Below are 24760 nucleotides of genomic sequence, written 5' to 3'. Positions count from 1 at the left end.
GGCGTATCCCCCTTTGTTTGCACATCACGGGCCCGACCGACCCGTTTTGGACAACCTGTCAGACGCTATAGTGTATGCAGTGCCTCCTTGAACATTCGTCCTCGCTCCTCAAACGAGTTGAACATGTCCCAACTGGCACACGCGGGAGACAAGAGCACCACGTCGCCCGGTGCAGCCGCTTGGCGTGCCCGCTCGACCGCCTCCGGGAGGTTGCCTACCTTTTCAATGTCCGAAACCCCTGCCTGGCGGCAAACTTCTCCCAATCGGTCGGCCGCCTGACCGAGCAGGACCACGCTTTTTACACGCCTCTGAATGTCGTCGATTAAGCCGCTGAAATCGTCGCCTCGGTCCAATCCCCCAGCAATCCAAACAATCGGCTTGTCAAAGGCGCGCAGCGCCCCCAGGGCCGCGCGCGGGTTGGTCGACTTCGAATCGTTGAAGTATTCTACTCCATCCCGCTCCATGACAAACTCAAGCCGGTGCTCGACCCCGCGAAACGTCTGGAGAACCTCGCGGATTGCCGACAAACGCGCCCCGGCCATGAGGCTGACTGCGGTCGCGGCGAGCGCGTTTTCCACATTGTGCTCCCCGCGCAGCCTCAAATCGGCCGTCGCCAGCACCACTTCCTCGGTACCCTGTCGGCGTACGACAATTCGGCCGTCTTTGAGCCACACTCCATCCTCATCCCTTGCCTTGCGACCAAACCAGACAATACGCGGGCCGCGAGGAAGGTGTTGACGTACCACGTCTTGGTCGGCGCCCAACACGGCCACATCCGTCTCGGTCATATTGCGGAAGATCCGCCATTTTGCTTCCAGATACGCCTCGAACGTTCCGTGGTAATCCAGGTGCGAAGGATACAAGTTGACCAAGAGCGCAATCCGGGGATGAAACGTTTCCGTCCCCATCAGCTGAAAACTGGATACTTCAAGGACAATCGGTTGATCCGGTGCAACCTGTTCTACGACCCCCGACAGGACAATCCCAATATTGCCGGCAACCACGGGATTTTGTCCGTCAGCACGCAAGATTTCCCCGATTAGAGTGGTGGTTGTCGTCTTCCCGTTTGAACCCGTGATGGCATAAATGGGACTGGTGGTAAACCACGATGCCACTTCAATTTCCGTATAAATCGGAATGCCCCGCTCCCGTGCGGCCACGAGTAGCGGGACATGGTACGGAATGCCCGGATTTTTGACAATAAAATCTACGTGTTCGTCCAACAAGCTGAGGGGATGCCCGCCGCACACCACTTTGGCCCCGAGGGCCTCCAGCGGGAGCAGGGCTTCCTCCACCTGCTCACGCGGCTTCTGTTCGTTGATGACAACGGCTGCCCCGTGCCCCAGCAAGAGGCGAGCCACAGCTGCCCCACTCTTGGCTAACCCCATGACCAAAACACGACGGTTCACAAACGATACCATGCCACAACTCCTCCAATCCAGCTGCCCGTTCCGTCAATGACCAACCAACGCCAGTGTGCCAAAGGCAGTCAGGAAGGAAAACAACCAAAAGGCCAACACCACATCCCATTCCGACCAGCCCGACAACTCAAAGTGGTGGTGTAAAGGACTCATCCGAAACACACGGCGGCCAAACACTTGAAAAGAAAAGACCTGAATCATCACTGACAAGGCCTCAATCACAAATACCAGGCCAAATAAAATCAGCGTCAGTTCGCTGTGCGTCAGGACCGCCACCAGGGCCAGTCCGCCGCCAATCGCCAACGACCCCGTATCCCCCATGAACACCTTCGCCGGATGCCGGTTATGGACCAGAAACCCTACGAGCGATCCGACCATGGCTGCGGAAAACAGCGCCACATCATATTCGGTGTGCCAGAACGCATAGCACGCGTACGCGGCAAAGACCACCGCTGCACAGCCGGACAGCAGTCCATCCAAGCCGTCCGTCAGGTTCACTGCGTTCGTCGTCCCCACTAAGATCAACAGCAAAAACAGGATGTAAAAGCCGCCGAGGGGCACCACCAAGTCTGTGAACGGTACCGCGACTTGGAAGGCTCCCAACATCCCCCGCCAGTGCCACCACAACATCGCAAACAAGAGCAACGTGGCGAGGATCTGCAAGACCACTTTTTGCCTCGCGGTCAATCCTAGATTACGCTTTTTGACGACCTTAATGAAATCATCCGCAAACCCGATAAGGCCAAAGGCCACCGTCGCCGCCAACAGAATCTGCATTTCCGGGCTGTTCACCGCGAATTTCAACGTCGTCACGACGAGCGCCAAGAGAATCATGATGCCGCCCATCGTCGGGGTACCCGATTTGGTTTGATGATGGGAAGGACCTTCTTCACGGATGCGCTGTCCGAACTTCAGCCGGTGTAAAAGCGGAATGAATATGGGTCCTAAAAGGATGCCGATGGCGCAAGCCACGCCGGCGGTCAGGAATAACGCCTGCAAGTCCATCTATGTACCTCCATCCCATCACGACCGCGCTAAAATCGCGGCTCGAGCCACAGCCCGGTCGTCAAACGGGTGCTTCGTGTGTCCAATGATTTGATAGGTTTCATGCCCTTTCCCGGCAATTAAGACAACATCCTCTGGTTCAGCCAAGCGAATCGCCCGTGTAATCGCCTCGCGCCGATCGACAATCCGCTCATACCGGCCTGAATAAGCCACGCGTACACCTGCCTCCATGTCGTCCAAAATCGCCTCCGGGTCTTCGGTACGCGGGTTATCGCTCGTCAAAATCGTCCAATCCGCGTATTTACAGGCGGTCTCCGCCATGATGGGCCGTTTGCCCTTGTCCCTGTCCCCGCCGCACCCGACGACGCAGATGATCCTACGCCGGGCAAACTCTTGAATCGTTTCAAGGGCGTTTTGAACGCTGTCGGGCGTATGCGCATAATCGACCAGAACCGTAAAAGGCTGACCCACGTCGACCGCCTCCAGACGCCCAGGGATCCCTTCCACCGCCCCTAAGGCCGCAGCAATCTGTTCGGGTGCCAAGCCTTCAATCAACCCAACGGCAAACGCGGCCAGGGCGTTATAGACGTTAAACCGCCCCATCAAATGGAGCCCAACCAAAACGCTGCCACGAAAACTGTCGACCCAAAACCGGGCCCCGTCAGCTGCGAGTTGAATGTCTCTCGCTTTTACATCCGCCGCCTGCTCAATCCCAAACGTGACCACCTCGGCCACCGTCTGCGCGCGCATGTAGTCACTGGCGGGATCGTCCGCGTTCAGAACCGCATAGGCACAGTCTTCCGACCGATTGCCGTATGTGTTGCCCAGACGCGAAAACAGTTTCCCTTTCGCCGCCCGGTAGTTTTCCATGGTCCCGTGATAATCCAGGTGGTCTTGCGTCAGATTGGTAAACACGCCGATGTGAAAGCGGGTCCCGGCCACCCGGCGCTCCTCGAGGGCATGGGATGAGACCTCCATAATCCCATAGCGACAGCCCGATTGAACCATCTCCGAGAACAGGGATTGCAGCTCGACCGCTTCCGGCGTGGTGTTGACCCCCGCCTTCAAACGCCCGTCAATCCGTGACCCCAGTGTGCCGATCAGTCCGGTTTTATGTCCGGCTGCCTGTAGCACCCGTTCAATCAAGTGCGTCACCGTAGTTTTTCCGTTCGTTCCCGTTACACCGATAACCTGGAGTTGATGGGATGGGTGGCCGTAGACGAGATCCGCCAGAATCGCCCCAGCCAGTCTCGAATCGGGAACCACCAACTGTGGCACGCCAAGCCCTTCGATAACCCGCTCGCAGACGACCGCCACGGCCCCACGCAACACCGCATCGGCCGCGAACTGATGGCCATCCACGGTATATCCCCGTTGGGCGACGAACAGGTCTCCTGGGACCACCGTCCGCGAATCGGACGAGACCCCGTGAATCTCCACCTCTCCGCTGCCCACCAACCGTTTCTTTACCAGGACGTGCAAAAGTTGTGAGAGCTGCACCCGATACCCTCCTTACCTGCCCGAACTACCATGCCCAATCTAGTGGTTTTATCCGACCATGTCAATTGCCAGAACAGGCTTACGGTTTGTCGCCAAGGTACAGCCGTACCGTCGACCCCTCGGGCACTTTGGTTCCTCCTGCCGGCGCCTGGGAAACAATGTATTTTCCCGTCCCGGTAATCTGGGTCTTCAAGTTCAATCCGCTCGCCAACGTCTTTTTCTGCGCGTCCCCGATGGAGAGTCCGACCAGATTGGGTACCGTGACCATGACAGGTTCGTTCCAAGTGCGTTCTTTGCTCAAACCTTGATTGGACGGCGCTACACCCATGTAGGCCAGACTGTCGGCCAACAGGCGGCCGACAATCGGAGCCGCAATCGTTCCTCCGAACACGGCGCCCTGCTTTGGACGAGGGTGGTCAATCGCCACATAGGCCACCAATTTCGGATCGTTGGCCGGTGCCATGCCGATGAACGAAACGATATAGTGAGTGCTGCTGTAGCGCCCGTTCTCCACCACTTGCGCCGTGCCGGTTTTCCCAGCTACCCGATAGCCTTCTGCATAGGCGTTCTTGCCCGACCCATGCGCAACGACGCTCTCCATGGCTTCCCTCACCTTGGCCGCCGTCTCCGCAGACACCACGCGCCGCACGACCTCCGGCTCCACCGTCCGGATAACCTGATGCGTATCGTGATTGATAAACTCCTTCGCCACGTGAGGTTTCATGAGTAGTCCCCCATTGGCAATCGCCGATACGGCCATCACCTGTTGAATCGGGGTCACCGACACGCCTTGCCCAAAGGCCGTCGTAGCCAGCTCCAACGGTCCCACTTTACTTTCCTTAAATAGGATGCCGTTCCCTTCCCCCGGCAAGTCAATTCCCGTCTTCTGACCAAAACCAAATTTGCGGATGTAGGAAAACAGTGTCGTTTTCCCCAGCCGCTCGCCAAGGGCTATGAACCCCGGATTGCACGAGTTTTCCACCACATTGAGAAACGACTGAGACCCGTGCCCGCCCGCTTTCCAGCACTTAATCCGGTGACCCGCCACCTCGTAGTATCCGGGGTCGTAAAAGTGATCATTTAAGCTGACTTTCCCTTCCTGCAAGGCTGCAGACAAGGTGACGATTTTAAAGGTGGATCCCGGTTCAAACGTCTTCCAGATTGCGAGGTTGCGATTGTACGTGGAGGCCGGATAATCCTGCCAGTGGGACGGATCAAAACTCGGATAATTGGCCATGGCCAAAATGGCCCCGGTTCTCGGGTCAGCCACAATCACCGTCGCCTCATCGGGGTTATATTCGGCGACCGCCTGCTCAATTTCCCGTTCCGCAAAGCGCTGAATCTGGTCATCGATGGTCAAGACTAGGTCCTCCCCATCCGTGGGAGGAACGTACGCTTGTCCAGAATTAGGCATTTTTTCACCGCTGGCCTTAGCAAAAAAGCTGATGTACCCTTTTTGTCCTGCCAACTGCTTGTCGTACTCTTTTTCCACACCCGTTAAGCCTTGATTGTCCGATCCAGTGATACCAACCACCTCCGCGGCCAACGCACCTTCGGGATAGGCCCGCTTTCCTTCTTCCGTGAGGTAAATGCCGGGCAGCTCCAGGTCCCGAATCTGATTGGCCTGCTCTTCGCTGATCCGTCTTCCTCCTGGAGAAATATAGACCGTCAAGGAACGCTTTTTCAGCAGTCGCAAGACCTTGTCTTCCTGCATTTTGAGGATTTTCGCAAGTGTGGCGGCTGTCTTCGGCTTGTCCTCCACTTGCGCCGGCACGGCAATCACCGTGGGAGCACTTGCAGTATACGCCAATTCGTGCATATTCGTGTCGTAAATTGTGCCGCGAATCCCCGCCACGGGAATGTTGCGCCGCCACAGGGCATCCGCCTGCGCTCCGAGCCAAGGGGACTGTATCATTTGGATATAAAACAGTCGGCCTGCCAGCCCCCCAACCGCAACCAGCAGACAAAACAACAAAAAGAGTAAACGCCGCCTCATGAAACCGCGTGTCACACGCACCGACGTCGCCCCCCAGCCTGTTCTCACCCACATCGTATGCGGACAATCCGTGGGCTAGACTTCAAAGGAGGACGTCTCGTCCCATTTCCCGTTCATCCGGAAGTCGGGCTGCAGGTGACGTGGACAGTCTGTCCGGGCTTTATGGGCGCATCCGGAGCCACAGACTGGGTACGCACGAACCCCACTCCCTGGGCCTGAATATGAAGCCCCAGCACGGCCAGGATGTTTCCAGCATCGCGGAGAGAGGCGCCAGTTAGGTCCGGCATGTGAAGGGAATCCCCGCTCGCGGGCGCATATAGGTAAACGGTCGTTCCCTTGGCCAGCGAGAGTCCGGCGCTTGGCCATTGGCGGGCAACCGTACCATGCCCGCCGATGGTTTGTACCTGAAAGCCTTGTTTGGATAAGGCGGCTTTGGCCGCAGACAAAGGCTGCCCCGTAACATCCGGCATTTGGACATAATCCGTCCGGCGCGGAGCCGATTGGTTCGCCTGCTTAGTCGTTCCCTTGCTCGTATCAGCGCGTGGAGCGATATGGTAGTACTCCATGCATTCCTTTAGGATATCCCGAGCTGCCGGTGTGGCCACCGTACTCCCCCATTGATTCCCAGCCGCCGTCTTGGGCCAATAGAGGGTCACGTACACTTCCACCTTTGGGTCCCAACCTGGTGCATAGCCGATGAACGAGACAATGAAGCGGTCTGAATAATACTTTCCCGTCTTCGGATCGACCGCTTGGGCCGTGCCCGTCTTTCCCGCGACGTCATACCCCGGCAAGTATCCGGCCTTATCAATGCCTTTGGAGACATCTAGGACCATGATGTGGGATACCGTGTTCGCCACACTCTTTGGCACCACTTGCGGATCGACCACGGTGGGATGAATCGATTGGATGACCTTGCCCGAGTCATGGTCAATGACCTTTTGCACCAGGTACGGTTTCATTAGCTTACCACCGTTGGCAATCGCACCTACGGCCGCCACCTGCTGTATCGGCGTGACCGCAATGCCCTGACCAAAGCCAGAGGTCGCCAGCTGTAGTTTCCCGCGTTCCGACTGGGGGAAAATCAAGGAATTCGCCTCACCGGGCAGGTCAATCCCGGTTTTGTCCAAGAGCCCGAACCGGTGCATGAACGATAACAGGTTGGACCAGCCCAGCTTCAGGGCGATGGTGGCAAACCCGACATTGCTCGACTCTTCGAGCGCCTGTTGAAATGTGATACGTCCCCAACCAATCCGGTTCCAGTCGTAGATGATCCGCCCAGCGACCTGCAAATGCCCAGACTCAAACGTGTCACTCAGGTGAATCACCCCGGTGGTCAACGCCGCGGCCAGAACAATCACCTTAAAGGTCGAGCCGGGTTCAAAGGCACTGTTCACCGCCCAATTCGATAACGCATTGTTGCTCGCATTCCAATACGTGTTGGGATTAAAGGTTGGTCGACTGGCCATGCCGAGGATAGCGCCCGTATTGGGGTTGGTGACGATGATGGAGGCGTGCTCCGGGTGGTACTCCTTGACCAGCTCGTCCATTTTTTCTTCGACAAAGCCCTGAATCGTGGAGTCGAGGGTCAACTGCAAGTCGTCCCCGGACTTGGGCGGCTTCTCAACCTGCATCGTCCACTGCAGCGGAAACCCAGCACCGTCTTGCGTATAACGAATCAGACCGTTCGTGCCGGACAACAGACGATTATACTGCAGTTCCAGCCCACCTTGCCCTTGTCCGTGATGATCCACGTACCCCAAGACATTCGCTGCAAATGAACCGTTCGGATAAAACCGTTCCTCCGTCGGCGTGAACGTGACGCTCTGCGTGAAGTCTACGTTCGTATGCGAAGTCCCTGTCTTCGCAGCACGGGATTGGGTTTTGCCCCACGCGCCAAGGTCGGACACAATAGCCTCACGCTGGGTCTCTGAAATCGGTTGTGGCCAACGAATCCACGTATATTTCTGGCTCGTCACCAGAGACTTGGCCTCGGTCAGTTTGACCCCCAGGTCTTTACTCAGGATTTGTGCCAATTTCGTCCGATCCGCAAAGTCTTTCACGCGGATGTCCATCATGTAAGCGGGCATGTCGTAGGCTAAGCGGTTGCCCTGCGCGTCCAAGATATCCCCTCTGGGTGCCAGAAGCTCTGTGGTCACAGTTTGCGCCTTATCGGCCTGCGCCAGGAGACGTCCGCCAAACACATGTTGGACAATCTGAATCCGGACGGCGACCGATGCCAGCGCCAACACGCACCCGGCTTGCAAAATCCATAAGCGTCTACGATGTCGACTTGGACGTTTCGGATTCATCACCGCACCGCCTATCTATTGCCCGTTGGGAGTCCCTTGAATCTGAATCGGATTGGCGTACTTCATGTGCAACTGATGCAAGGCAATCGAGAGAATCCGCGCTGGTCGCTTCAACTCGTCCACGTCCTTCGTCAAAGCCGCATTCTCCGCCTCTACCTGCTGGGTTTGCTGCTCTAGAGACGCGATATGGTAATTGACGCGGTCGATCTGCGCGCTCTGTGTGGCAATAAACCAGAGGATGCCCGCCGATGCCACGATGCAGCCAAAAATCGAGATGCGGTCGAAACGGGAAAACCGTTCTCGCCTTGGTTGGGACGCAGGTGCCGAAACAGGCGCTTGTTCACGAACAGGTTCACGTTGCGGGGCTGCCCACGCGGCATTAGACGGACTTGCTGGCATTGGTCTCTCCTCCTAAAAATGAGTGAAGTATTTTTCCACAGGCCAGGGTCAGGCCATAGTGTCATCAGACGCGATGTAAGCCATGATGGTCGGGTGCTGTCAGCTTCTCCGCCACGCGCAGCTTCGCGGAACGGGAGCGCGGGTTGCGTGCGACCTCATCCTGCCCAGGAACAATGGGTTTGCGCGTGACCACGCGAGCGCGAGGGAATCGACCACACCGACAGACCGGGAAGTCAGGGGGACAGACGCAACCTTGGGCCCAGCTGGCAAAGGTGTGTTTGACGATCCGGTCCTCCAAGGAATGAAAACTGATTACAGCCACCCGTCCGCCCGGCTTCAGCAAATCGAAGCTTTGTTCCAAGGCGGTCTGAAGCGCTCCCAACTCATCGTTGACCGCAATCCGCAGGGCCTGAAACACACGCCGAGCGGGGTGTGGACCGGACCGCCGAGCCGCCACCGGGATGGCCTCTTTCACGAGCTCGGCGAGCTCCCCCGTGCGGGTGATGGGCCGTACCTGGCGAGCTCGCTCAATCGCCTTGGCGATGCGCCGAGCAAACCGTTCTTCCCCGTACTCGCGAAAGATTCGCGTCAGTTCGTCAACCCCCGCCTGGTTGACCCATTCGGCTGCCGAAGTCCCTTCTCCGTCCGGATCCATACGCATGTCCAGGTCTGCGTCATACCGATAGCTGAATCCCCGTTCCGGGTCATCAAACTGCGGCGAGGAGACGCCCAAATCGAACAGCACGCCATCCACCGCGTCAAACCCGTGCTCGTTGGCCACCGCTTGAATCCGACGAAAGTTGGTATGAACAAGCAGCAAACGCGCCCTGTCGGCTTCTGAACACCAGGCACGCGCGTGGTTCAAGGCGGATATGTCTTGATCTAAGGCTAAAACCCGCCCGTTTGGCGCGGTGCGCCGCAAAAGTTGGCGAGTGTGTCCACCACCGCCCAACGTGCAATCGATGAACCATCCCCCAGGCTTGGGCTGCAGCATGTCCACACTTTCCTCAAGGAGTACCGTAACGTGGTGAAATGGCTCCGTCGTCATCGACATCATCGACCCCTAAAACGAAAGATCTACCAGATTTTCCGCAATTTCAGCAAACGATTCTGCCGCATTGGCGGAATATGTCTGCCAGGTCGCCTGTGCCCAAATTTCGACCCGGTTCGACACTCCTAAAACAACGCAATCCCGCTCCAAGTTGGCGTATTCGCGCAAGGGACCTGGAATGAGGATGCGCCCCTGCTTGTCCAGGGTGCATTCATTGGCTCCTGAGAAAAAGAACCGGACAAACGAACGTGCATCGGCACGGGTCAAGGGCAGACTTTTCAACTTGCCCTCGAGGATCTCCCACTCCGACATGGGGTATACGAAGAGACACTTGTCGAGACCGCGGGTAATCACAAACGAGTCGCCCAGGCCTTCGCGAAAGCGGACCGGCATAATCATACGCCCTTTGTCGTCGAGCGTATGTTGATACTCGCCCATGAACACCCCGTCTCACCACCTTCGCCCCATGCTTCACCACTTCTCCCCACTTCGTACCACTCAGCACATAGCTTTCGCTCTGCGGGTGAATTCTCCTGCTTCTTGACGGAGAAAAATTTTTAAACATGGTTGGATACACAGATCAAAAAAGGCTGAAGCGTTTGGCCGCTTCAGCCTCGCAACGTTTGTGGGTTAAAACCGGTATGTGACAAACCTCAAATCCGGACCGTCCTACCGGGAGGATTCCAGAACGTCCACCTCAAACAGTGTCCCTGGTTGATCATAATCTCCCCAGAGAGGCAACTCGCGCAGCAGTGCATCGCCCTGTCGACAGGCGAAGTTCATCAGGCACAGCCGCCGTTCCTGTGGATGACCATCGGTCCAAAGCCAACGCTCGATATGGCGCAGCTGGCGTACCTGCACATCGTGGCGCGCTTCGAACAACCGCCTGGCCTTGGCGCCAAACCGGTGCACTTCTTTCCACTCCCGCTCGGCTTGAGCCCGAGCCATATCGCGGAGCTGTGCCCCCATATAGCCGAACTTCTCCGCCCAGGATGCCCAGCGTCGTTCACTTTCTTCCTGTAAAGTCTTGAGTGACGCCTCGAGGTCGGACAGCCCCATCCGTCCCAGCGCGTTCTCCACCAGATTCGTCGGTTCATAAAGCCGCTCCCGTGGAATTTCCCAGTGCTCAATGTGCCGCAGGACACTCGCTGGATAGAGGGTCATCCGCTGCCGCAACAGCAGTGGGGGTAACGAACGCCCATGCGCTCGAAACGTTCCCCGGGCTAACGCGTGATACGCAATCTCCGCCGCCCCGCCGATGTAGACCAAGGTGGGTAGGATGGTATCCTGCACGACCGGTCGCAGCAACACGTTGCTGCTAAAGCGCGTCGGGTCCGCCTGGGCCAAGGCCAACCATTCGGAAACAGGTTTGCGCAGGCCAAGACCGCGAACCTGTAAGATTCCCGCTTCATCCGTCTGTTCCAACACATAACGCTTCCCATCTTGCACATAAAACAGGGTCGTGTTGGTCCGATCCCGGACGACCGCCGGCGTAACTCCCAGGTCCGTCACGTCCGCGTAGGCCGCATCCAGAGACGACTGAACCTCCCGATGCCCTTGCAGCGCCTGTTCCCAGACGGGTTTGGCCAGTTCGCGCAGTCCCGGCAGACAAGGATCCAATAAAACGAGACCATGCTGAGACGTCAAGTGCACCATCAAGCGGGCAAACCATGTGGCCAACGACATCCCAGGTTCAAACAGAGCGCGCATCTCCTGCAAAGTCTCGACGGTGTAAGGTTCTCCGGCCAAAAGCCGGTGCACCGTAGCCAGCACCTCATCCACCGATTCTCGGGACAACGGCTGATGATACACCATTTGATGCGGAGGCACCTTCTGACGCAGCTGCACCTTGCGAATTTCATCGGATCCGTCGAGGATATACGCGTGGTCCACTTCTGCCCAGTCGTGGTCTTCGGAAGCCACCCAAAACACCGGAATGACCGGACATCGCAGTTCCGACTCCAGCCTCTGGGCCACCCCGACGGCACTTAGGGCCTTATACAACGAGAACATCGGACCGCCGAACAACCCCGCCTGTTGACCCGTAACCACCGTGACCGCCTTTGGGTCCAATAGCCGCTGAAACTGCGCGAAGGTGGCTTGCGAGGCTCCCAATCCCTTGTGATAATCTCGTAAGGTATTGACTAAAGCTTCCCGCTGCGTACGCGAAAAGCGCAAACAAATCTGCCGCGCGCGCTCGCGATATGTATCAAGCCGTGTTGGATCTTGCCCGTCATACAGGTGCGATACCATCGCAAACGACGAGAGGTGCAGGTCTGTCAGCGGATTGCCGCTGGCAGCCGTTCGCCGAATCCATTTCATATCCGTGTGTATCGCTCCTTTGGCCGCAATCAAAATTCATGTTGCCATTCGTCACACTATCATATCGACTGTACTTTCAGAAGTAAAGCCGCAGTGTGGGCAGCACGCAGAAGCACAAGGCTTCCTTTCGGCATCAACAAACCGTCATCCCGGTCTAAGCCCAGATACGCTATACTATGTGCAGCATGGCGAAACGTGGAGGCTGGAAACGAAGATGAATCCGTCCTGGGTGAAGCGCGACTTTACCCAACCGATTTCCAATCGGAAATCGGTTCACGAATGGGAACTTGAATTTTGCGTATATGTATTGGACCTGGATCCCGAAATTCTGAACACCAAGATCAGTGAAGCGGAATTCCGACAGCTCATGACGACACACCCGGTCCTGCGGCGGCCTGGACCACGCGGTCGAGACCTAGGAACCAACCGGGTCAATGAACAAACTCCGCCCGGATGGAGACGCGACACCGGAATCGGAAATAAACTGCGGATGAGCGAGGACCCCGAGCGGGATGAAGAGGCATGGACCGAGCCCGATGGGACACAGGGTCAAGCGGGATCGGACCGGGACCCTTTGACCCCACAGAGCCCGCCCCACACACCGCGAGTATCCAGGCGAACCTGGTTTTGGGGGTTCATCGTCGCCACCGGACCGGTTTTCGCGATTTGGTTGCTGTCTCGATTCTATCGGACATTGGCGAGCAGGTTTCGTATTGCTTGGTACTGGCTTGCGGCGGTGCTGCTGATGGACGCTCTGATTCTCTGGCTCTCACCTGTCTCCGCCTTGATATCGGGCCCGTTTTTCCTGTGGTTCTTGATCGCAGACGCCATTGGGCAAGGCATCAATCAGGTGACCGTAACCATATTAAAACGCGTCTTGCCGCTGTTGCATAGACCTGAAGTCCATCCCGCACTACCCAGGTCCTTTGTCGACACCATTGTCCTCGCCGGGAACCCGTTGCCAGTGTATTTCTCCCTGGGACAATGGATAACCAGCTCCCTGGTGATTGCAACCGCGGTCGTTGCCGGCAAGGCTCTGCTGCTGCGCCTGCGCCAGCCCAGGGCTTGACCGCGGTCCAGGGCGACCTTTTATACGGGATAAACCGCGTGTTTTTTCCGCACACCATCCACGCGCTTGCTTTCGTAAGCCTGCAAACGGCGAATCAGTTCCTCCCGCGCCGCGTCCGGTTCAATGACGCCGTCAATCACCATTTCGGAGGCCAGTCGATAGATGTCGATATCGCGTTGATACTCCTCTCGTTTCTCGGCTATAAAGCTGGCCCGTTCCGTCTCAGGTAACTGGACAATGCGATTGTGATACACCGCGTTCACCGCGGCCTCCGGCCCCATGACGGCAATCTGCGCGCTTGGAAACGCCAAACAGACGTCCGGTTCAAAGGCTGGCCCTGCCATCGCGTACAGACCCGCACCGTACGCCTTACGGACGATGATACTCAGTTTCGGTACGGTGGCCTCAGACACCGCCGCAATCAGTTTGGCCCCGTGCCGAATCATCCCGGCCCGCTCCACCTTTGTGCCAATCATGAACCCTGGAACGTCAGCCAAAAACAAGAGGGGAATGCCAAAGGCGTCGCAGAGGGAAATAAACCGCGCCGCCTTGTCCGCGGAATCGACAAACAACACCCCGCCCTTCACGCGCGGCTGATTGGCTATCACACCGACAGGATGCCCGCCGATACGGGCAAAGCCGGTGATGATTTCCGGGGCAAACAGCCGTTTGATTTCAAACCAACTGTCCGCGTCGATGATCCCGTCAATCAACCGGTACATGTCAAACGGCGTATTTTGGTTCACAGGGATGAGCGCGGCTAAGGAACCCACGTCCTGCGGGGGACGCGCCGGTTCTGAATAGAGGGCTTGCCCGCAGCTGTCCGGCATGTAGCAGAGGTACTTACGCGCAAGCGCGATGGCCTCCTCCTCATCTTTCGCAAGGATGTCCCCGCACCCGCTGACCGTACAATGCATCCGGGCTCCACCCATGTCCTCTAAACTCACTTTCTCGCCAATCACCATTTCGGCCATGCGCGGTGACCCTAAGTACATGCTGGCGTTTCTATCAACCATAATGACTACATCGCAAAACGCAGGGATGTAGGCGCCGCCTGCCGCCGATGGGCCAAAAAGGATGCAGACCTGTGGCACCACCCCGGACAGACGCACCTCGTTATAGAAGATCCGTCCAGCGCCGCGCCGCCCCGGAAACATCGCCACCTGGTCAAAAATCCGCGCGCCCGCCGAGTCCACCAAATACAGGAGCGGAATGCGGAGTTTCTCAGCCGTCTCCTGGATGCGTAAGATTTTTTCGACCGTCCGCGCCCCCCAGCTCCCAGCCTTGACCGTGCTGTCATTGGCCATCACCGCCACAAACCGGCCATGGATGCGCCCGACTCCCGTAACCACCCCGTCGGCCGGTAGATCGCCAGCCATGCAGTTGGCGAACAAGCCATCCTCAAATTCCATATTCTCGTCGAACAAACGGAGCAGTCGTTCGCGTACAAACAACTTGCCCGCTGCACGATTCTTCTCGTGGTACTTCAAAGCGCCGCCAGCCCGGATCTGCCTGACCCGTTCCATGTAGCTCGGGTCGCTGTGATGTGCAGCCACTTATATCCCTCCCAACCCTTTTCGAGGTGGTCCGGAAAGGGGTCCGCCGAGACATAACCCTTTCCGGACACGCAGCTTTCCCCGTCCTCAGCGCCCTTGGTAACGCGGGGGTCGATGCTCAGCAAACGCAGCCAGGCCTTCTCGTCGGTCCGTGGTGGGAATCAACTGTGCGTAGGCGTTCGCCTCAACGCGCAGACCCGCCGGAATGTCAAGGGTTAGCCCCTGGTCGATGGCGAATTTCGCCTGTCGGACCGCGAGTGGACCGCTCTGCGCGATATCGCGTGCCAGTGCCACGGCGGTGGACATCAGTGCAGAGGAATCGACAACCTGATTGACCAAGCCAATGGACAACGCCATTTTTCCATCGATCCGCCGGCCCGTATAAATCAGTTCCTTAGCGCGAGCGGGGCCGATGAGCCGTGGGAGCCGTTGTGTGCCGCCCGCGCCCGGGATGATGGCCAGCGTCGTTTCGGGCAGCCCGAACACCGCGTCCTCGGTACAAAGGCGAATGTCGGCAGCCAACGCCAGCTCCAAACCACCGCCAAGGGCCGCGCCGTGAATGGCGGTAATTACAGGCATCGGCAACCGAGCCACCGTCGCCACGAACCCTCGAATCCGCGCCACAGCCCGTAATACCGCCTGGTCGTCCATCGTTCTACGTTCCTTCAAATCCGCACCGGCACAAAAAGCACTCCCATTCCCAGTAAAAATTAGGACCCGCGCCCGTAGGGTCTTTGGACACTGCAGCTCCTCTTCCAACCGTGCCAACAGGGATTGCGAAAGGGCATTGCGTTGCCTGGGACGGTTTAAGGTTAATACCACAATCTGTCCATCATCTAACTCCTGCCGCAGCAAGAGAGACTCCGCGGACGAGGATTGCAAGTCGACGGACGCTTGCTTTTCCTTCCCTTTTGCTTGTCCTGAGGCGTGCGGCGATTCCGAAGCAGAACGCATCATCGGGGCGGATCGAGCCACGCGGCTGGCATGGCTGTCCAGGGGACGTCCGAGTTCAGATTCCAGCCACTCGCTAACCTCCATCAACCGGTTGGTGTCGATCTCGGTTGCAACGCCCATCCCTTCCAGCATGTAGAGAACGTCTTCGGTGGCGACGTTGCCCGTCGCCCCCGGCGCATACGGACACCCCCCCAATCCCCCGATAGATGCGTCGAACGTGCTGACCCCCATCTCTAAGGCCGCATAAATGTTCGCTAAAGCGGTACCGCGGGTGTCGTGAAAGTGCAGCGCCACGCGGGAGAGTGGAATGTGCGGAGCCAATGCACTCAACAGGTGCTCCACCTGTGTGGGAACCGCGACGCCAATCGTGTCTCCAATGGAGAGTTCGTCCACCCCCATTTCCAGCAAGTGTTGACTCACCCGTATAACCTGGTCCACCGGTACGGGGCCCTCATACGGACAACCAAACGCGGTGGAAACGTATCCGCGCACCCGCAAACCCGCCGCTTTGGCCTGGCGGATAACCGGCTGCAAGACCGGAAATGTCTCCGCAATCGATTTGTTAATGTTTTTCCGATTGTGCGTCTCACTGGCCGACATGAACACGCTCACCGCGTCCACACGGGCCGCCAGCGCCCGCTCGAGTCCCTTCAGGTTGGGGACCAACGCACTATACTCCACCCCCGACACGCGACACAGACTGGCAAAGACTTCGTCCGCGTCGGCCAATGCCGGAATCCAGCGCGGATGCACGAACGAACTGACCTCAATACGCCGGCACCCCGCGTCGACCAATCGCTGCACCAGCTCCACCTTTGTCTGGGTTTGGACAAACCCTGGCTCATGCTGCAATCCGTCCCTGGGCCCGACCTCTTGGATGACGACGTGGCTTGGCAAACCCATACGCACCCCTCCCGAAAATCAGTCGGAAAGTTCCAGCAATGTGTCCCCCTCGTTGACAAAGTCACCCGGTGCAACGCGAATGGTTTGCACCGTCCCCGACACATCGACCGGAACCGGGATCTCCATCTTCATCGACTCAAGCACGACCACGTCCGAACCTTGGGCCACCCGGTCCCCAGTCTGAACGAGTACGTTTAATACCGTGCCTGCCATCGGTGCAACCACGTTGGTCATATTCTCGCCCTCCTGCCAACAGTTTCGTGAACGCCAGGCCGCCGTACACCCGTTTGCCGGCAACCTCGCACCCATTCCAAAATCCGTCAGAGCTGTGCGAGGAAGTCGGTCGTCGTATTGCCTTTCCGAAACGCGGGTGATGCAACAATTTTTTGCAACAAGGGTAGGTTCGTCTGAATTCCGGTGATGTGATACGCGGTGAGAGCTTGTTTCATGCGTTCCACAGCCTGCCTACGATCTCGCCCGTGCACAATCAGCTTGCCGATCATGGCGTCGTAAAATGGAGGTACAGAGCTGCCGGCTCGAACACCGACATCGTTGCGCACCCCCGGCCCTGTCGGTGGTTGAAACTCCCGAATCCGGCCTGGCGAGGGTATCATCTTGACCGGATCCTCGGCGTAAATCCGACACTCAATGGCATGGCCGAATCGGGGGACCTCTGCTTGGGTAAACGGAAGTCGTTCCCCTTGGGCAACGGCAATCTGGAGCGCCACCAGGTCCGTGCCGGTGACCATCTCGGTCACCGGATGCTCCACCTGCAGGCGGGTATTCATCTCCAGAAAGTAGAACCGTCGCCGAGCGTCCACCAAAAACTCCACGGTCCCCACCCCCGTATAGCCAATGGCGCGGCCTATCGCCAGCGCTGCCGCCCCCATGCGCTCGCGCAAGGGTTCATCGACGAATGGGGATAGCGCCTCTTCGACCACCTTCTGATGTCGTCGCTGGATAGAACACTCGCGTTCCCACAGGTACACCGCGTTCCCCGCCTGATCAAACAAGACTTGGATTTCCACGTGGTGCGGGGCCGGGATGCGTTTTTCCAAAAACAGTTCCCCATTGCCAAAGTACGCCCGCGCTCGTGCCTCATTCTTTTGGAAGGCCTGCCGGAGTTCAACTTCGTCGGCGACAAGCTGCATGCCAATGCCACCGCCCCCAAACGAAGCTTTCAGCATCACCGGATAGCCGAAGGACGCGGCCGTCCGACAGGCCTCCTCCACGTTCGCAATGGCGCCCTTGGACCCCGGAATCGTGGGCACCCCAGCTCGGGCCGCCACTTCGCGAGACCGGACCTTGCTTCCCATCTGGGCAATGGCGTCTGGGGACGGACCGATGAAGGTCAATCCCTTTGCCTGGCACAAGGCGGCAAAAGCGGCGTTTTCACTGAGCAGCCCGTACCCCGGATGGATAGCGTCCGCGCCTGTCTGTAATGCTGCGTCTACGATGACGTCCATCTGCAGGTAGCTCTGCGCGACCGGCGGTGGGCCAATGTGGACCCGTTCGTCCGCCTCCTGAACGTGAAGGGCGTCCGTATCGGCGTCCGAGTAGACTGCGACCGTCTCAATTCCGAGCCTTTGGCAGGTCCGTTGAATGCGGCAGGCAATTTCGCCGCGATTGGCCACGAGCAGTTTGCGTATCAACGCGAACATCCCCTTTCCGGATGCGCACTTTCGAGCTGGATGCATCAGCCGTGCGCAGGACGCGTGTACAAGGAACGAAGCCAAAATCCATCCAGGCCAAAACCAGCAGACCAAACAGGGGAAGCGCTTTCAATACGGTTCAATTGCTATGATACAATGAACAGCGTCATTTGACGAATGTCTAAGCATCTCAGCGCGGTTTTGCTCTGATGGGCGCCAGAGAGACCATAGAAGGTGGGCAAAAGTGGCCATGAACGAAGAACACAACACGCAGCCGCTGCGAGGCCAGGTGGCGATTGTGACGGGCGGCAGTCGGGGAATCGGGGAATCCGTTTGCCTGGCCCTAGCTGCCTGGGGCGCGTACGTCGTCGTCAATTACCGGCAAGCGAAAGACCAGGCCGAAGCCGTCGCGGCAAAATGCCAACAGCTTGCGGGCGCAGCCCGCGCCGTCCAAGCGGACGTATCCCGTCCGGCCGAGGTAGAACGATTGACAACCTTCGCGACGGATCTCGGGCAACCGTCGATTCTGGTCAACAACGCGGGTCTGGCCTGGACCGGTCTGTTTCAAGATACTCCGCTCGAAGTCTGGCAGAGTCTTCTAGACACGAATCTGACCGGCGCGTTTCTCTGCACAAAGGCCGTTCTTCCGTATATGCTGCGGATGGGGTACGGGCGGATTATCAACGTTTCTTCCATTTGGGGAATGTCCGGGGCAGCGTGTGAAGTCGCCTATTCGGCTGCGAAGGGAGGCTTGATTAGCATGACCCGGGCCTTGGCCAAGGAGCTGGGACGGACCGGCATCACGGTCAATGTTGTGGCACCCGGGGCTATCGCGACGGATATGACTCATTCCTTGTCCACGGAGGACAGGGCCCAGCTCATCGCGGAAATCCCAGCGGGTCGCATGGGAAGCCCCGAAGATGTGGCGCACTGCGTGCGCTTTTTGGCTTTACCCAATTCATCCTACCTCACCGGCCAGGTCATCAGTCCCAATGGGGGACTCCTGACCATGTAAGAGACGTGCCCCCGCTCCACGGGGCCCAGCCTTTTTGCGAGCGAAGTGCATTCTATGTCGGTGAGACGCGCAACCAAAACCGGACCTGCCGGCTCAAGCATGTGTGGGTGACACCTGAAAGGTGGGGAACCGTGACCAACAAGGCCCGCAAGCGCAGTCAAACGAAGTCAGCGCAGAGCCACGGGCACGTCAAGCGCAATCGGTCCATGCGGGTGCCCAAGCCATTATGGGAACGCGTGCAGTCTGAGGCAGCCAGACTCGGCTTATCCGCGCAGGAATATCTCAACCTGCTTCTATCCCTGGCAGAAACCTTGCGCAGCGGACTGGTCCAAAACGGGGTTGTCGATGGCAAACCGCTGCTCCTGTTGATGGAGAATCCATTGTTTCGCACGATGCTGCAATGGGCCTGCCAGTCGGCCGCCTCCATCGCCAATGCCGATGACGCCGAGACAGAAACTCATCCGCCGCGAGCCTCCGCTGCACCGGGTGCGAGGGCACCAGACAGCTATACTGCCCCTGAGCGCTTTCCAGCTGGCGAAGCCCCCAGGTGGCTATACCCTGGTCCCGGTACACCCGGAACGCCTCAACCAAACCAAAATCCCCCATCCGCCTGGCCACACTCGGTTGCGCCGCGGCCGCCGTCCGCACCAACAGGCCCGTATTGGCTGGAATGACCGTCTCGGCTTTACGATGCCTTTCGGGCAATTATTTTGTTTGACGCGGCATCGCCTGGATGCCAAAGCGACGGATGTTCAGGTCGACCCGCACCTGAAAATGAGCCTTTCGCATCCGTTCCCGCCATGGGTACTGCACCACCGCCTGATGCGTGAGGAAGTGCGTGCGCAGCCTGCGTGACAACGGAATGGGATCGACTCCATATTGGTGATACAGCTTTTTCAACAACGCAGCCATCTCATTCGCCATCGTTTTGTCCAGGGATTGTTCAATCTCTTGACTGGCCAGCGAACGCTCTGCGGACGGTTCCACGGCCGTGGTTAAGTCCGCGTCTAACGGGACCAGAAACCGAACCCGCGGCGGGTTGGTCAAGACCAACTGTTCACTGGGCGAGCGCTCCTTACGTAAGAACAAACCTATCGTTTGCTGAGGATGGAGCGGATCGGCAAAGTCGACTTTTGCGCTGTGGAGCGATCCGTCTAAAATCCGCAGATATAGCATTTCTCGGCCGCTGAGGTAGCCGACGAGTTTATCGCCGCGAAACAGGGCTCCGCCAATCCACTCCACCGGATTCCCGCCCGCGCGGGCCACTTGACCTGCGGTGAAATCGACCGTCGTCTTCGTAATCGATCCGCCAGCCGAATCCCCTTGACCGCCGCCTGAATCGTTTTGGCCGCTGGCAGCCTCCCCGCCTGAGGTCTGCGCCACCGCTTGATTCACGGCAAAGACCGGAAGCAGTGGATCTTCATGCGGGTTTTCAACCGCGACCAGAAAGTCTTGCAGCTGCTTCGACGGAAACAGCCCATTGCGATTCCCCATGACGAATAAGTTATCCGCCAGGCGGGCGGTGGAACGCTCGAGCATCAGATTATCGTTGGCGAAAATGTCTTTCGCTTCACCTTTCGCCACCGCCACAAACAAGGTACGCCGAAACTCGCGGAACCGCACCATCGGCTCCAGCGTCTTTTTCAGCCCCTCTTTCGCCAGACTTTCACCAAAGATCACGATGCTTAAATGCGATAACGTGACCGTGCGCTCGATGCTCGTATTGGCCAGCGACAACGCCTCAGGAATGCTGTGTACGCGGAATGTGACGGGCTGAGTGCCCTTGCCTTGTTCCTTGCCGCTGCCGCCACCGCCGCCCTCGTCATTGCCTTCGGGCGCAGCAATCTGTAACGTCACATCAATCAATCCGTGTGGCGCCTTGTCCAAGCCCACCCCCGTGACAAACGCCAATTGTTCAAGCTCCTGGCGGTCAAAACACCCTGTCAACAGGCTGAGACAGGATACCGCCATTAACCAAACTCCCCACTTACGCAGGCGGTGCATCGCTTCGGCCACCTTTCCCTATGGCCGTTAGCTTGCCTCCCAGCTGCGCCTTTATACCTGACTTACATATCGCCGCTACTCGGCCGATTCCAAACGGGTTTGAGGGATCCGCTCGAGATTGCCGTATTCGTCAATGCGGTACATGAATCCTTGATCCACGGCTTCGCCTTCAAACAGGGCGGCCTTGCGGGCCCGCTCCACAATTTGCACCAGCGCCCGATAATCCTGAACCATCACTTCATAGTCTCGGCTCAATCGTTCATATTGTTCCGAGAGCTTCTGGTGATCCCGATTTAAGGCGTCAAACTTATTTTTCCACTCAACCGCCTGACGTTCGGCAGCCCGCCAACGCGAAGCCCATTGCTGAGCCGTATTCTTTTCTTGGCGAAGAAAGCGCAGCACCTGCGCCCAACTCATCAGGGTAGCCGTCGGGTGGTCATAATCGCCCCCCTCTAGCTGGGCTTGAATCTGTTGGGACTTCCTTTCCTTTCGCTCTTCTTTGGCTCCTTCAATGGACGGACGATATTGCTTTCGAACCACCGCGTTCCACCGAAAACCGCAGGCGGCCGCGGTCCTCCCCAGACGACGGCTGGCCTCGTTAAATCCGGCTAATTGCGTGCTGCCATCCCGGATATGACGAAGCACGATCTCCGCTAAGATTGCATCATCTTCCTGTGTCCAAGCGTCCTGACGCATTGTCCGTACACTCTGTCGCATGTCACTAGCCTCCCAAAAGCGTACACAACTCCTTTGTCTCTTTAACCGTTATTCCCAAAGAACGATAGATTTAAACCAGCAGAAGAGGGTCGGCATTCCGACCCTCCTCAGACCTGTTGGGTTGTTTAACGGACCATCCGGCGCAAGCCGCGACGGCGATAAATCGCGGGTTCGCCTCCGCCCACAAAACGGACCATCGCCGTCCGTCGCGGACTCGACCAGGGAATCCGGCGCAGCAATCGCCACAGCATCGCAGCCACTAAGAGCATGCGGCTGCGTTTGAACGTCTGTAAAAAGGTATAGATAACCGCCGCCCACCGAAACAGGCGATATAGGGTCTTGAGTGTTCTCATCACCATCCGCCTCCCCCGCCTCTAGGGTGGCCGACTTTCGACGCCTCAATGCCCTCGCCGAGCGGTGAATGATTTGGTTTGGAGCTCATCGACACAACGCTGGACCAAACCCGCAATATCCAGGTTTTGCTCCGCTTGTTCGGCTTCCTCTAGCCGCGGTTTGGTCCGGGGGTTTCTGGGGACAAAAATCGTACAGCAGTCCTCATAGGGCAAGATAGACGTCTCATAGGTCCCAATCTGCCGCGCCCGACGGATGATGTCGACCTTGTCTTCCGCAATCAGCGGCCGCAAAATGGGGAGATTTGTTACCGCGTTAATCGTTCGTAGGCTTTCCAGGGTTTGACTTGCCACCTGTCCCAAACTTTCCCCGGTACACAGCGCCAACAGCCGTCTCCGACGCGCGATTTCATCCGCAATTCGCAGCATCATTCGGCGCATGATTGTAATCCCCAGTTCTTCCTTGCAGGCCTTGCGGATGGCGGTTTGCACCTCCGTGAAATGCACGACGTGCAGCTTCACCTCACCACCCCAATCGGCGAGGATTTGGGCGAGATCTTCTACCTTCTGGAGGGCGCGTTCGCTCGTAAACGGAAAGCTGTGAAAGTGGATGGCCTCCAGCCGAACCCCCCGCTTCATCGCCATCCATCCCGCCACGGGGCTGTCGATGCCGCCAGACAACAAGAGGCCGACCCGACCACTCATGCCGACCGGCAAGCCTCCTACGGCGGGAATCTTCTGCCCAAAGACCAAGGCCTCCGTATCGCGAATTTCGACGTACACCGTAAGGTCCGGATTATGTACGTCGACCTTCCACTCCCGTGCCCGCGGCAGGACGAGGGCGCCCAGACGCTGCGCGACTTCCGGGGAGGTCAAGGGGAACCGTTTGTTGGCCCGCTTGACCTCGAGTTTAAAGCTGCCGGCTGTTCCGTTTTGCTCCTTGTAGGATTGCAGCAACTGCAACACCCGGTCGCGAATCGATTCCAGGTCCAAGTCCGCCGCCTGCACCGGACTCAGTGAAACAAGTCCGAACACCCGCTGCAGCCGTTCGATGACCGCATCCACCGGTGCTCCGTTCAGGTAAATAGAGAAGCGCGATCCGGCCTTGCGGATGTCGACCTCCGGCCAGTCCACCAGTGCCCGTTGCATGTTGTGGATTAACAGACGCTCAAACTCGGTCCGATTTTTTCCTTTTAAAATAATTTCCCCGTAACGCGCGATGACGTGATCGACCATTCGGGTCCAATCCTTTCCACCGCCAGCCCTTACACGCGGTCAAGATACCGACCTTGTCTGAATACAAAGCCAGATCGGCCGTACCGCGTGGACCAGCTACAAAATGTTCCGCAGCCAGCGCGTTTGCTGCTCAATGATGGAGAGGGCCTCATTCACCTCTTCCTCGGTAATCCAGCGCGTAAACGATAGCCGAATCGCCCCATCGACCGCAGACTCATCGAGTCCCATTGCGGTCAACACGTGGCTGGGGGAGGAATGGCCCGTTTTTGTCGAGCAAGCCGATCCGGTCGATACATACAACCCTTTCGACTCGAACGCGTGCACCAATACCTCTCCCCGCAAGCCTGGAAACGAGGCGTTGAGAATATATGGTGAATGTGGCTCTGGGACATGAACCTGACACTGCGGCAGCGCACGCAACCCAGCAACCATCCGTTCACACAGGCGTGAAACATGTTGCCAGGCTTTGTCGATCCCTTCGCTCATCACCTCGACCGCCGCCTTCAGCGCCGCAATCCCGAGTACATTTTGCGTGCCGGAGCGTAGACCGTACTCCTGGCCACCGCCATAGACCACGGGCTCCAATGACACTCCGTCCCGCACGTACAGAGCCCCCACGCCTTTCGGGGCGCCAAGCTTATGGCCAGAAAGGGTATACAAATCGGCTCTAGAGGCCCGCACTGGCCGCGCTAGTTTCCCAAACGCCTGAATCCCGTCGACATGGAAACGAACCTTCGGGTTTTTCGCCAGTGCACGGCCGACCTCGTCCACCGGAAGAATCGCTCCGGTCTCGTTATTCACGTGCATCATCGTGACCAATACTGTATCTTCACGCACGGCTGCCAAAACATCCGCAACCGCAACGCTACCATCTGCGTCTGGCTGAACGAAACTGACTTCCCATCCCTGTCTCTGCAAGGCCCGCAAGGGTTCAAGAACGGACGGGTGCTCCACAGCCGTACTGACAATGTGCCTTCCTCTCCCTGCCAACAACCGAGCCGTACCCAGGATGGCCAGGTTATTCGCCTCCGTACCACTGCCGGTGAAGATGACCTTGCCGCCTTCCGCCCCCAACGCGTGGAGCAGGAGACGCCGGGTGGAAGTGAGGATGTCTTCCGCTTCCTTGCCTTTGCGATGCAGAGAGGATGGATTCCCAAACGCGCACATCTGTTCACGAATTGCGTCCTTGACTGCGGGTAATAGCGGCGTCGTGGCCGCATTGTCAAAATAAAGCTCCATCCACTCCAACCCCTTTGTGCGATACACCATTTTAACATAAAAACCGGACGGGCCACACA

The 24760-nt window shown here is 57.9% G+C and carries 21 protein-coding genes and 1 pseudogene; 3 read left to right on the top strand and 19 right to left on the bottom strand.

What is annotated here, in order from left to right; genetic code table 11:
* Positions 1-65: 65 nt before the first annotated feature.
* The 9 genes from murD to bshC form a co-directional block, all read right to left on the bottom strand.
* Positions 66-1421, bottom strand: a complete 1356-nt coding sequence (murD, locus tag H522_RS0106250; protein WP_026961663.1) for a UDP-N-acetylmuramoyl-L-alanine--D-glutamate ligase — start codon at positions 1419-1421, stop codon at positions 66-68.
* 33 nt (positions 1422-1454) lie between these two features.
* Positions 1455-2426 carry a phospho-N-acetylmuramoyl-pentapeptide-transferase gene (gene mraY, locus H522_RS0106245; RefSeq protein ID WP_026961662.1) on the bottom strand — a complete coding sequence of 324 codons (972 nt, stop codon included), beginning with the start codon at positions 2424-2426 and terminating at the stop codon, positions 1455-1457.
* An 18-nt stretch (positions 2427-2444) separates the two neighbouring features.
* Complete coding sequence (locus tag H522_RS0106240; protein ID WP_026961661.1) at positions 2445-3926, bottom strand: UDP-N-acetylmuramoyl-L-alanyl-D-glutamate--2,6-diaminopimelate ligase; 1482 nt, start codon at positions 3924-3926, stop codon at positions 2445-2447.
* 79 nt (positions 3927-4005) lie between these two features.
* The gene (locus tag H522_RS0106235; RefSeq protein ID WP_483756915.1) at positions 4006-5943 is read right to left on the bottom strand and encodes a stage V sporulation protein D; all 1938 of its coding nucleotides are present in this window, start codon (positions 5941-5943) and stop codon (positions 4006-4008) included.
* A gap of 92 nt (positions 5944-6035) precedes the next feature.
* A complete protein-coding gene (locus tag H522_RS0106230; RefSeq protein WP_035452877.1) occupies positions 6036-8234 on the bottom strand; it encodes a peptidoglycan D,D-transpeptidase FtsI family protein in 2199 nt (732 codons plus the stop codon).
* Between the two features lie 15 nt (positions 8235-8249).
* Positions 8250-8633 carry a septum formation initiator family protein gene (locus H522_RS0106225; RefSeq protein WP_026961658.1) on the bottom strand — a complete coding sequence of 128 codons (384 nt, stop codon included), beginning with the start codon at positions 8631-8633 and terminating at the stop codon, positions 8250-8252.
* 64 nt (positions 8634-8697) lie between these two features.
* Positions 8698-9681 (bottom strand): 16S rRNA (cytosine(1402)-N(4))-methyltransferase RsmH, encoded by a 984-nt coding sequence (gene rsmH / locus H522_RS0106220; protein ID WP_035452875.1) that lies wholly within the window; start codon positions 9679-9681, stop codon positions 8698-8700.
* A gap of 15 nt (positions 9682-9696) precedes the next feature.
* Positions 9697-10128 carry a division/cell wall cluster transcriptional repressor MraZ gene (gene mraZ / locus H522_RS0106215; protein ID WP_026961656.1) on the bottom strand — a complete coding sequence of 144 codons (432 nt, stop codon included), beginning with the start codon at positions 10126-10128 and terminating at the stop codon, positions 9697-9699.
* Between the two features lie 225 nt (positions 10129-10353).
* The gene (bshC, locus tag H522_RS0106210; protein WP_026961655.1) at positions 10354-12006 is read right to left on the bottom strand and encodes a bacillithiol biosynthesis cysteine-adding enzyme BshC; all 1653 of its coding nucleotides are present in this window, start codon (positions 12004-12006) and stop codon (positions 10354-10356) included.
* 214 nt (positions 12007-12220) lie between these two features.
* Here bshC and H522_RS0106205 point away from each other — a divergent pair, with 214 nt between their 5' ends.
* Positions 12221-13075: a hypothetical protein gene (locus tag H522_RS0106205; protein WP_026961654.1), complete on the top strand. Its 855-nt coding sequence runs from the start codon at positions 12221-12223 to the stop codon at positions 13073-13075.
* A gap of 20 nt (positions 13076-13095) precedes the next feature.
* On the opposite strand, the gene H522_RS0106200 is transcribed toward H522_RS0106205, so the two are convergent.
* From H522_RS0106200 to H522_RS0106185, 5 genes and pseudogenes are all read right to left on the bottom strand, one after another.
* Positions 13096-14601, bottom strand: a complete 1506-nt coding sequence (locus H522_RS0106200) for an acyl-CoA carboxylase subunit beta (RefSeq protein ID WP_051343980.1) — start codon at positions 14599-14601, stop codon at positions 13096-13098.
* Positions 14602-14718: 117 nt separating this feature from the next.
* Positions 14719-15585, bottom strand: coding sequence for an enoyl-CoA hydratase-related protein (locus H522_RS22095; RefSeq protein ID WP_169726625.1), 867 nt, complete (start codon positions 15583-15585; stop codon positions 14719-14721).
* A 12-nt stretch (positions 15586-15597) separates the two neighbouring features.
* Positions 15598-16488, bottom strand: a pseudogene (locus H522_RS22090) (hydroxymethylglutaryl-CoA lyase); the annotation flags it as partial.
* Positions 16489-16506: 18 nt separating this feature from the next.
* Positions 16507-16722 carry an acetyl-CoA carboxylase biotin carboxyl carrier protein subunit gene (locus H522_RS0106190; RefSeq protein WP_026961652.1) on the bottom strand — a complete coding sequence of 72 codons (216 nt, stop codon included), beginning with the start codon at positions 16720-16722 and terminating at the stop codon, positions 16507-16509.
* Between the two features lie 86 nt (positions 16723-16808).
* Positions 16809-18140, bottom strand: coding sequence for an acetyl-CoA carboxylase biotin carboxylase subunit (locus H522_RS0106185; protein WP_425387003.1), 1332 nt, complete (start codon positions 18138-18140; stop codon positions 16809-16811).
* A 250-nt stretch (positions 18141-18390) separates the two neighbouring features.
* Here H522_RS0106185 and ymfI point away from each other — a divergent pair, with 250 nt between their 5' ends.
* Entirely contained in the window at positions 18391-19155 is a 765-nt protein-coding gene (gene ymfI, locus H522_RS0106180; protein ID WP_051343979.1) for an elongation factor P 5-aminopentanone reductase, read from the top strand.
* Between the two features lie 131 nt (positions 19156-19286).
* A complete protein-coding gene (locus H522_RS0106175; protein ID WP_026961649.1) occupies positions 19287-19829 on the top strand; it encodes a hypothetical protein in 543 nt (180 codons plus the stop codon).
* Between the two features lie 31 nt (positions 19830-19860).
* Here H522_RS0106175 and H522_RS0106170 read toward each other — a convergent pair whose 3' ends face one another.
* The 5 genes from H522_RS0106170 to H522_RS0106150 all read right to left on the bottom strand — a co-directional run bounded on the left by H522_RS0106170 (position 19861) and on the right by H522_RS0106150 (position 24701).
* Positions 19861-21159, bottom strand: coding sequence for a Ger(x)C family spore germination protein (locus tag H522_RS0106170; RefSeq protein WP_026961648.1), 1299 nt, complete (start codon positions 21157-21159; stop codon positions 19861-19863).
* A gap of 75 nt (positions 21160-21234) precedes the next feature.
* Positions 21235-21876 (bottom strand): RsfA family transcriptional regulator, encoded by a 642-nt coding sequence (locus tag H522_RS0106165; RefSeq protein ID WP_245578037.1) that lies wholly within the window; start codon positions 21874-21876, stop codon positions 21235-21237.
* A gap of 125 nt (positions 21877-22001) precedes the next feature.
* Positions 22002-22229 (bottom strand): hypothetical protein, encoded by a 228-nt coding sequence (locus H522_RS0106160; protein WP_026961646.1) that lies wholly within the window; start codon positions 22227-22229, stop codon positions 22002-22004.
* Positions 22230-22274: 45 nt separating this feature from the next.
* Entirely contained in the window at positions 22275-23462 is a 1188-nt protein-coding gene (gene thiI, locus H522_RS0106155; RefSeq protein WP_026961645.1) for a tRNA uracil 4-sulfurtransferase ThiI, read from the bottom strand.
* A gap of 96 nt (positions 23463-23558) precedes the next feature.
* On the bottom strand, positions 23559-24701 hold the full coding sequence (locus tag H522_RS0106150; RefSeq protein ID WP_026961644.1) for a cysteine desulfurase family protein: 1143 nt from the start codon (positions 24699-24701) through the stop codon (positions 23559-23561).
* Between the last annotated feature and the right edge of the window lie 59 nt (positions 24702-24760).

Source organism: Alicyclobacillus herbarius DSM 13609, from assembly GCF_000430585.1.
Classification (GTDB): domain Bacteria; phylum Bacillota; class Bacilli; order Alicyclobacillales; family Alicyclobacillaceae; genus Alicyclobacillus_G; species Alicyclobacillus_G herbarius.
Note: the sequence above shows the minus strand (reverse complement) of the source record. Positions and strands in the feature narration are given on the sequence as shown.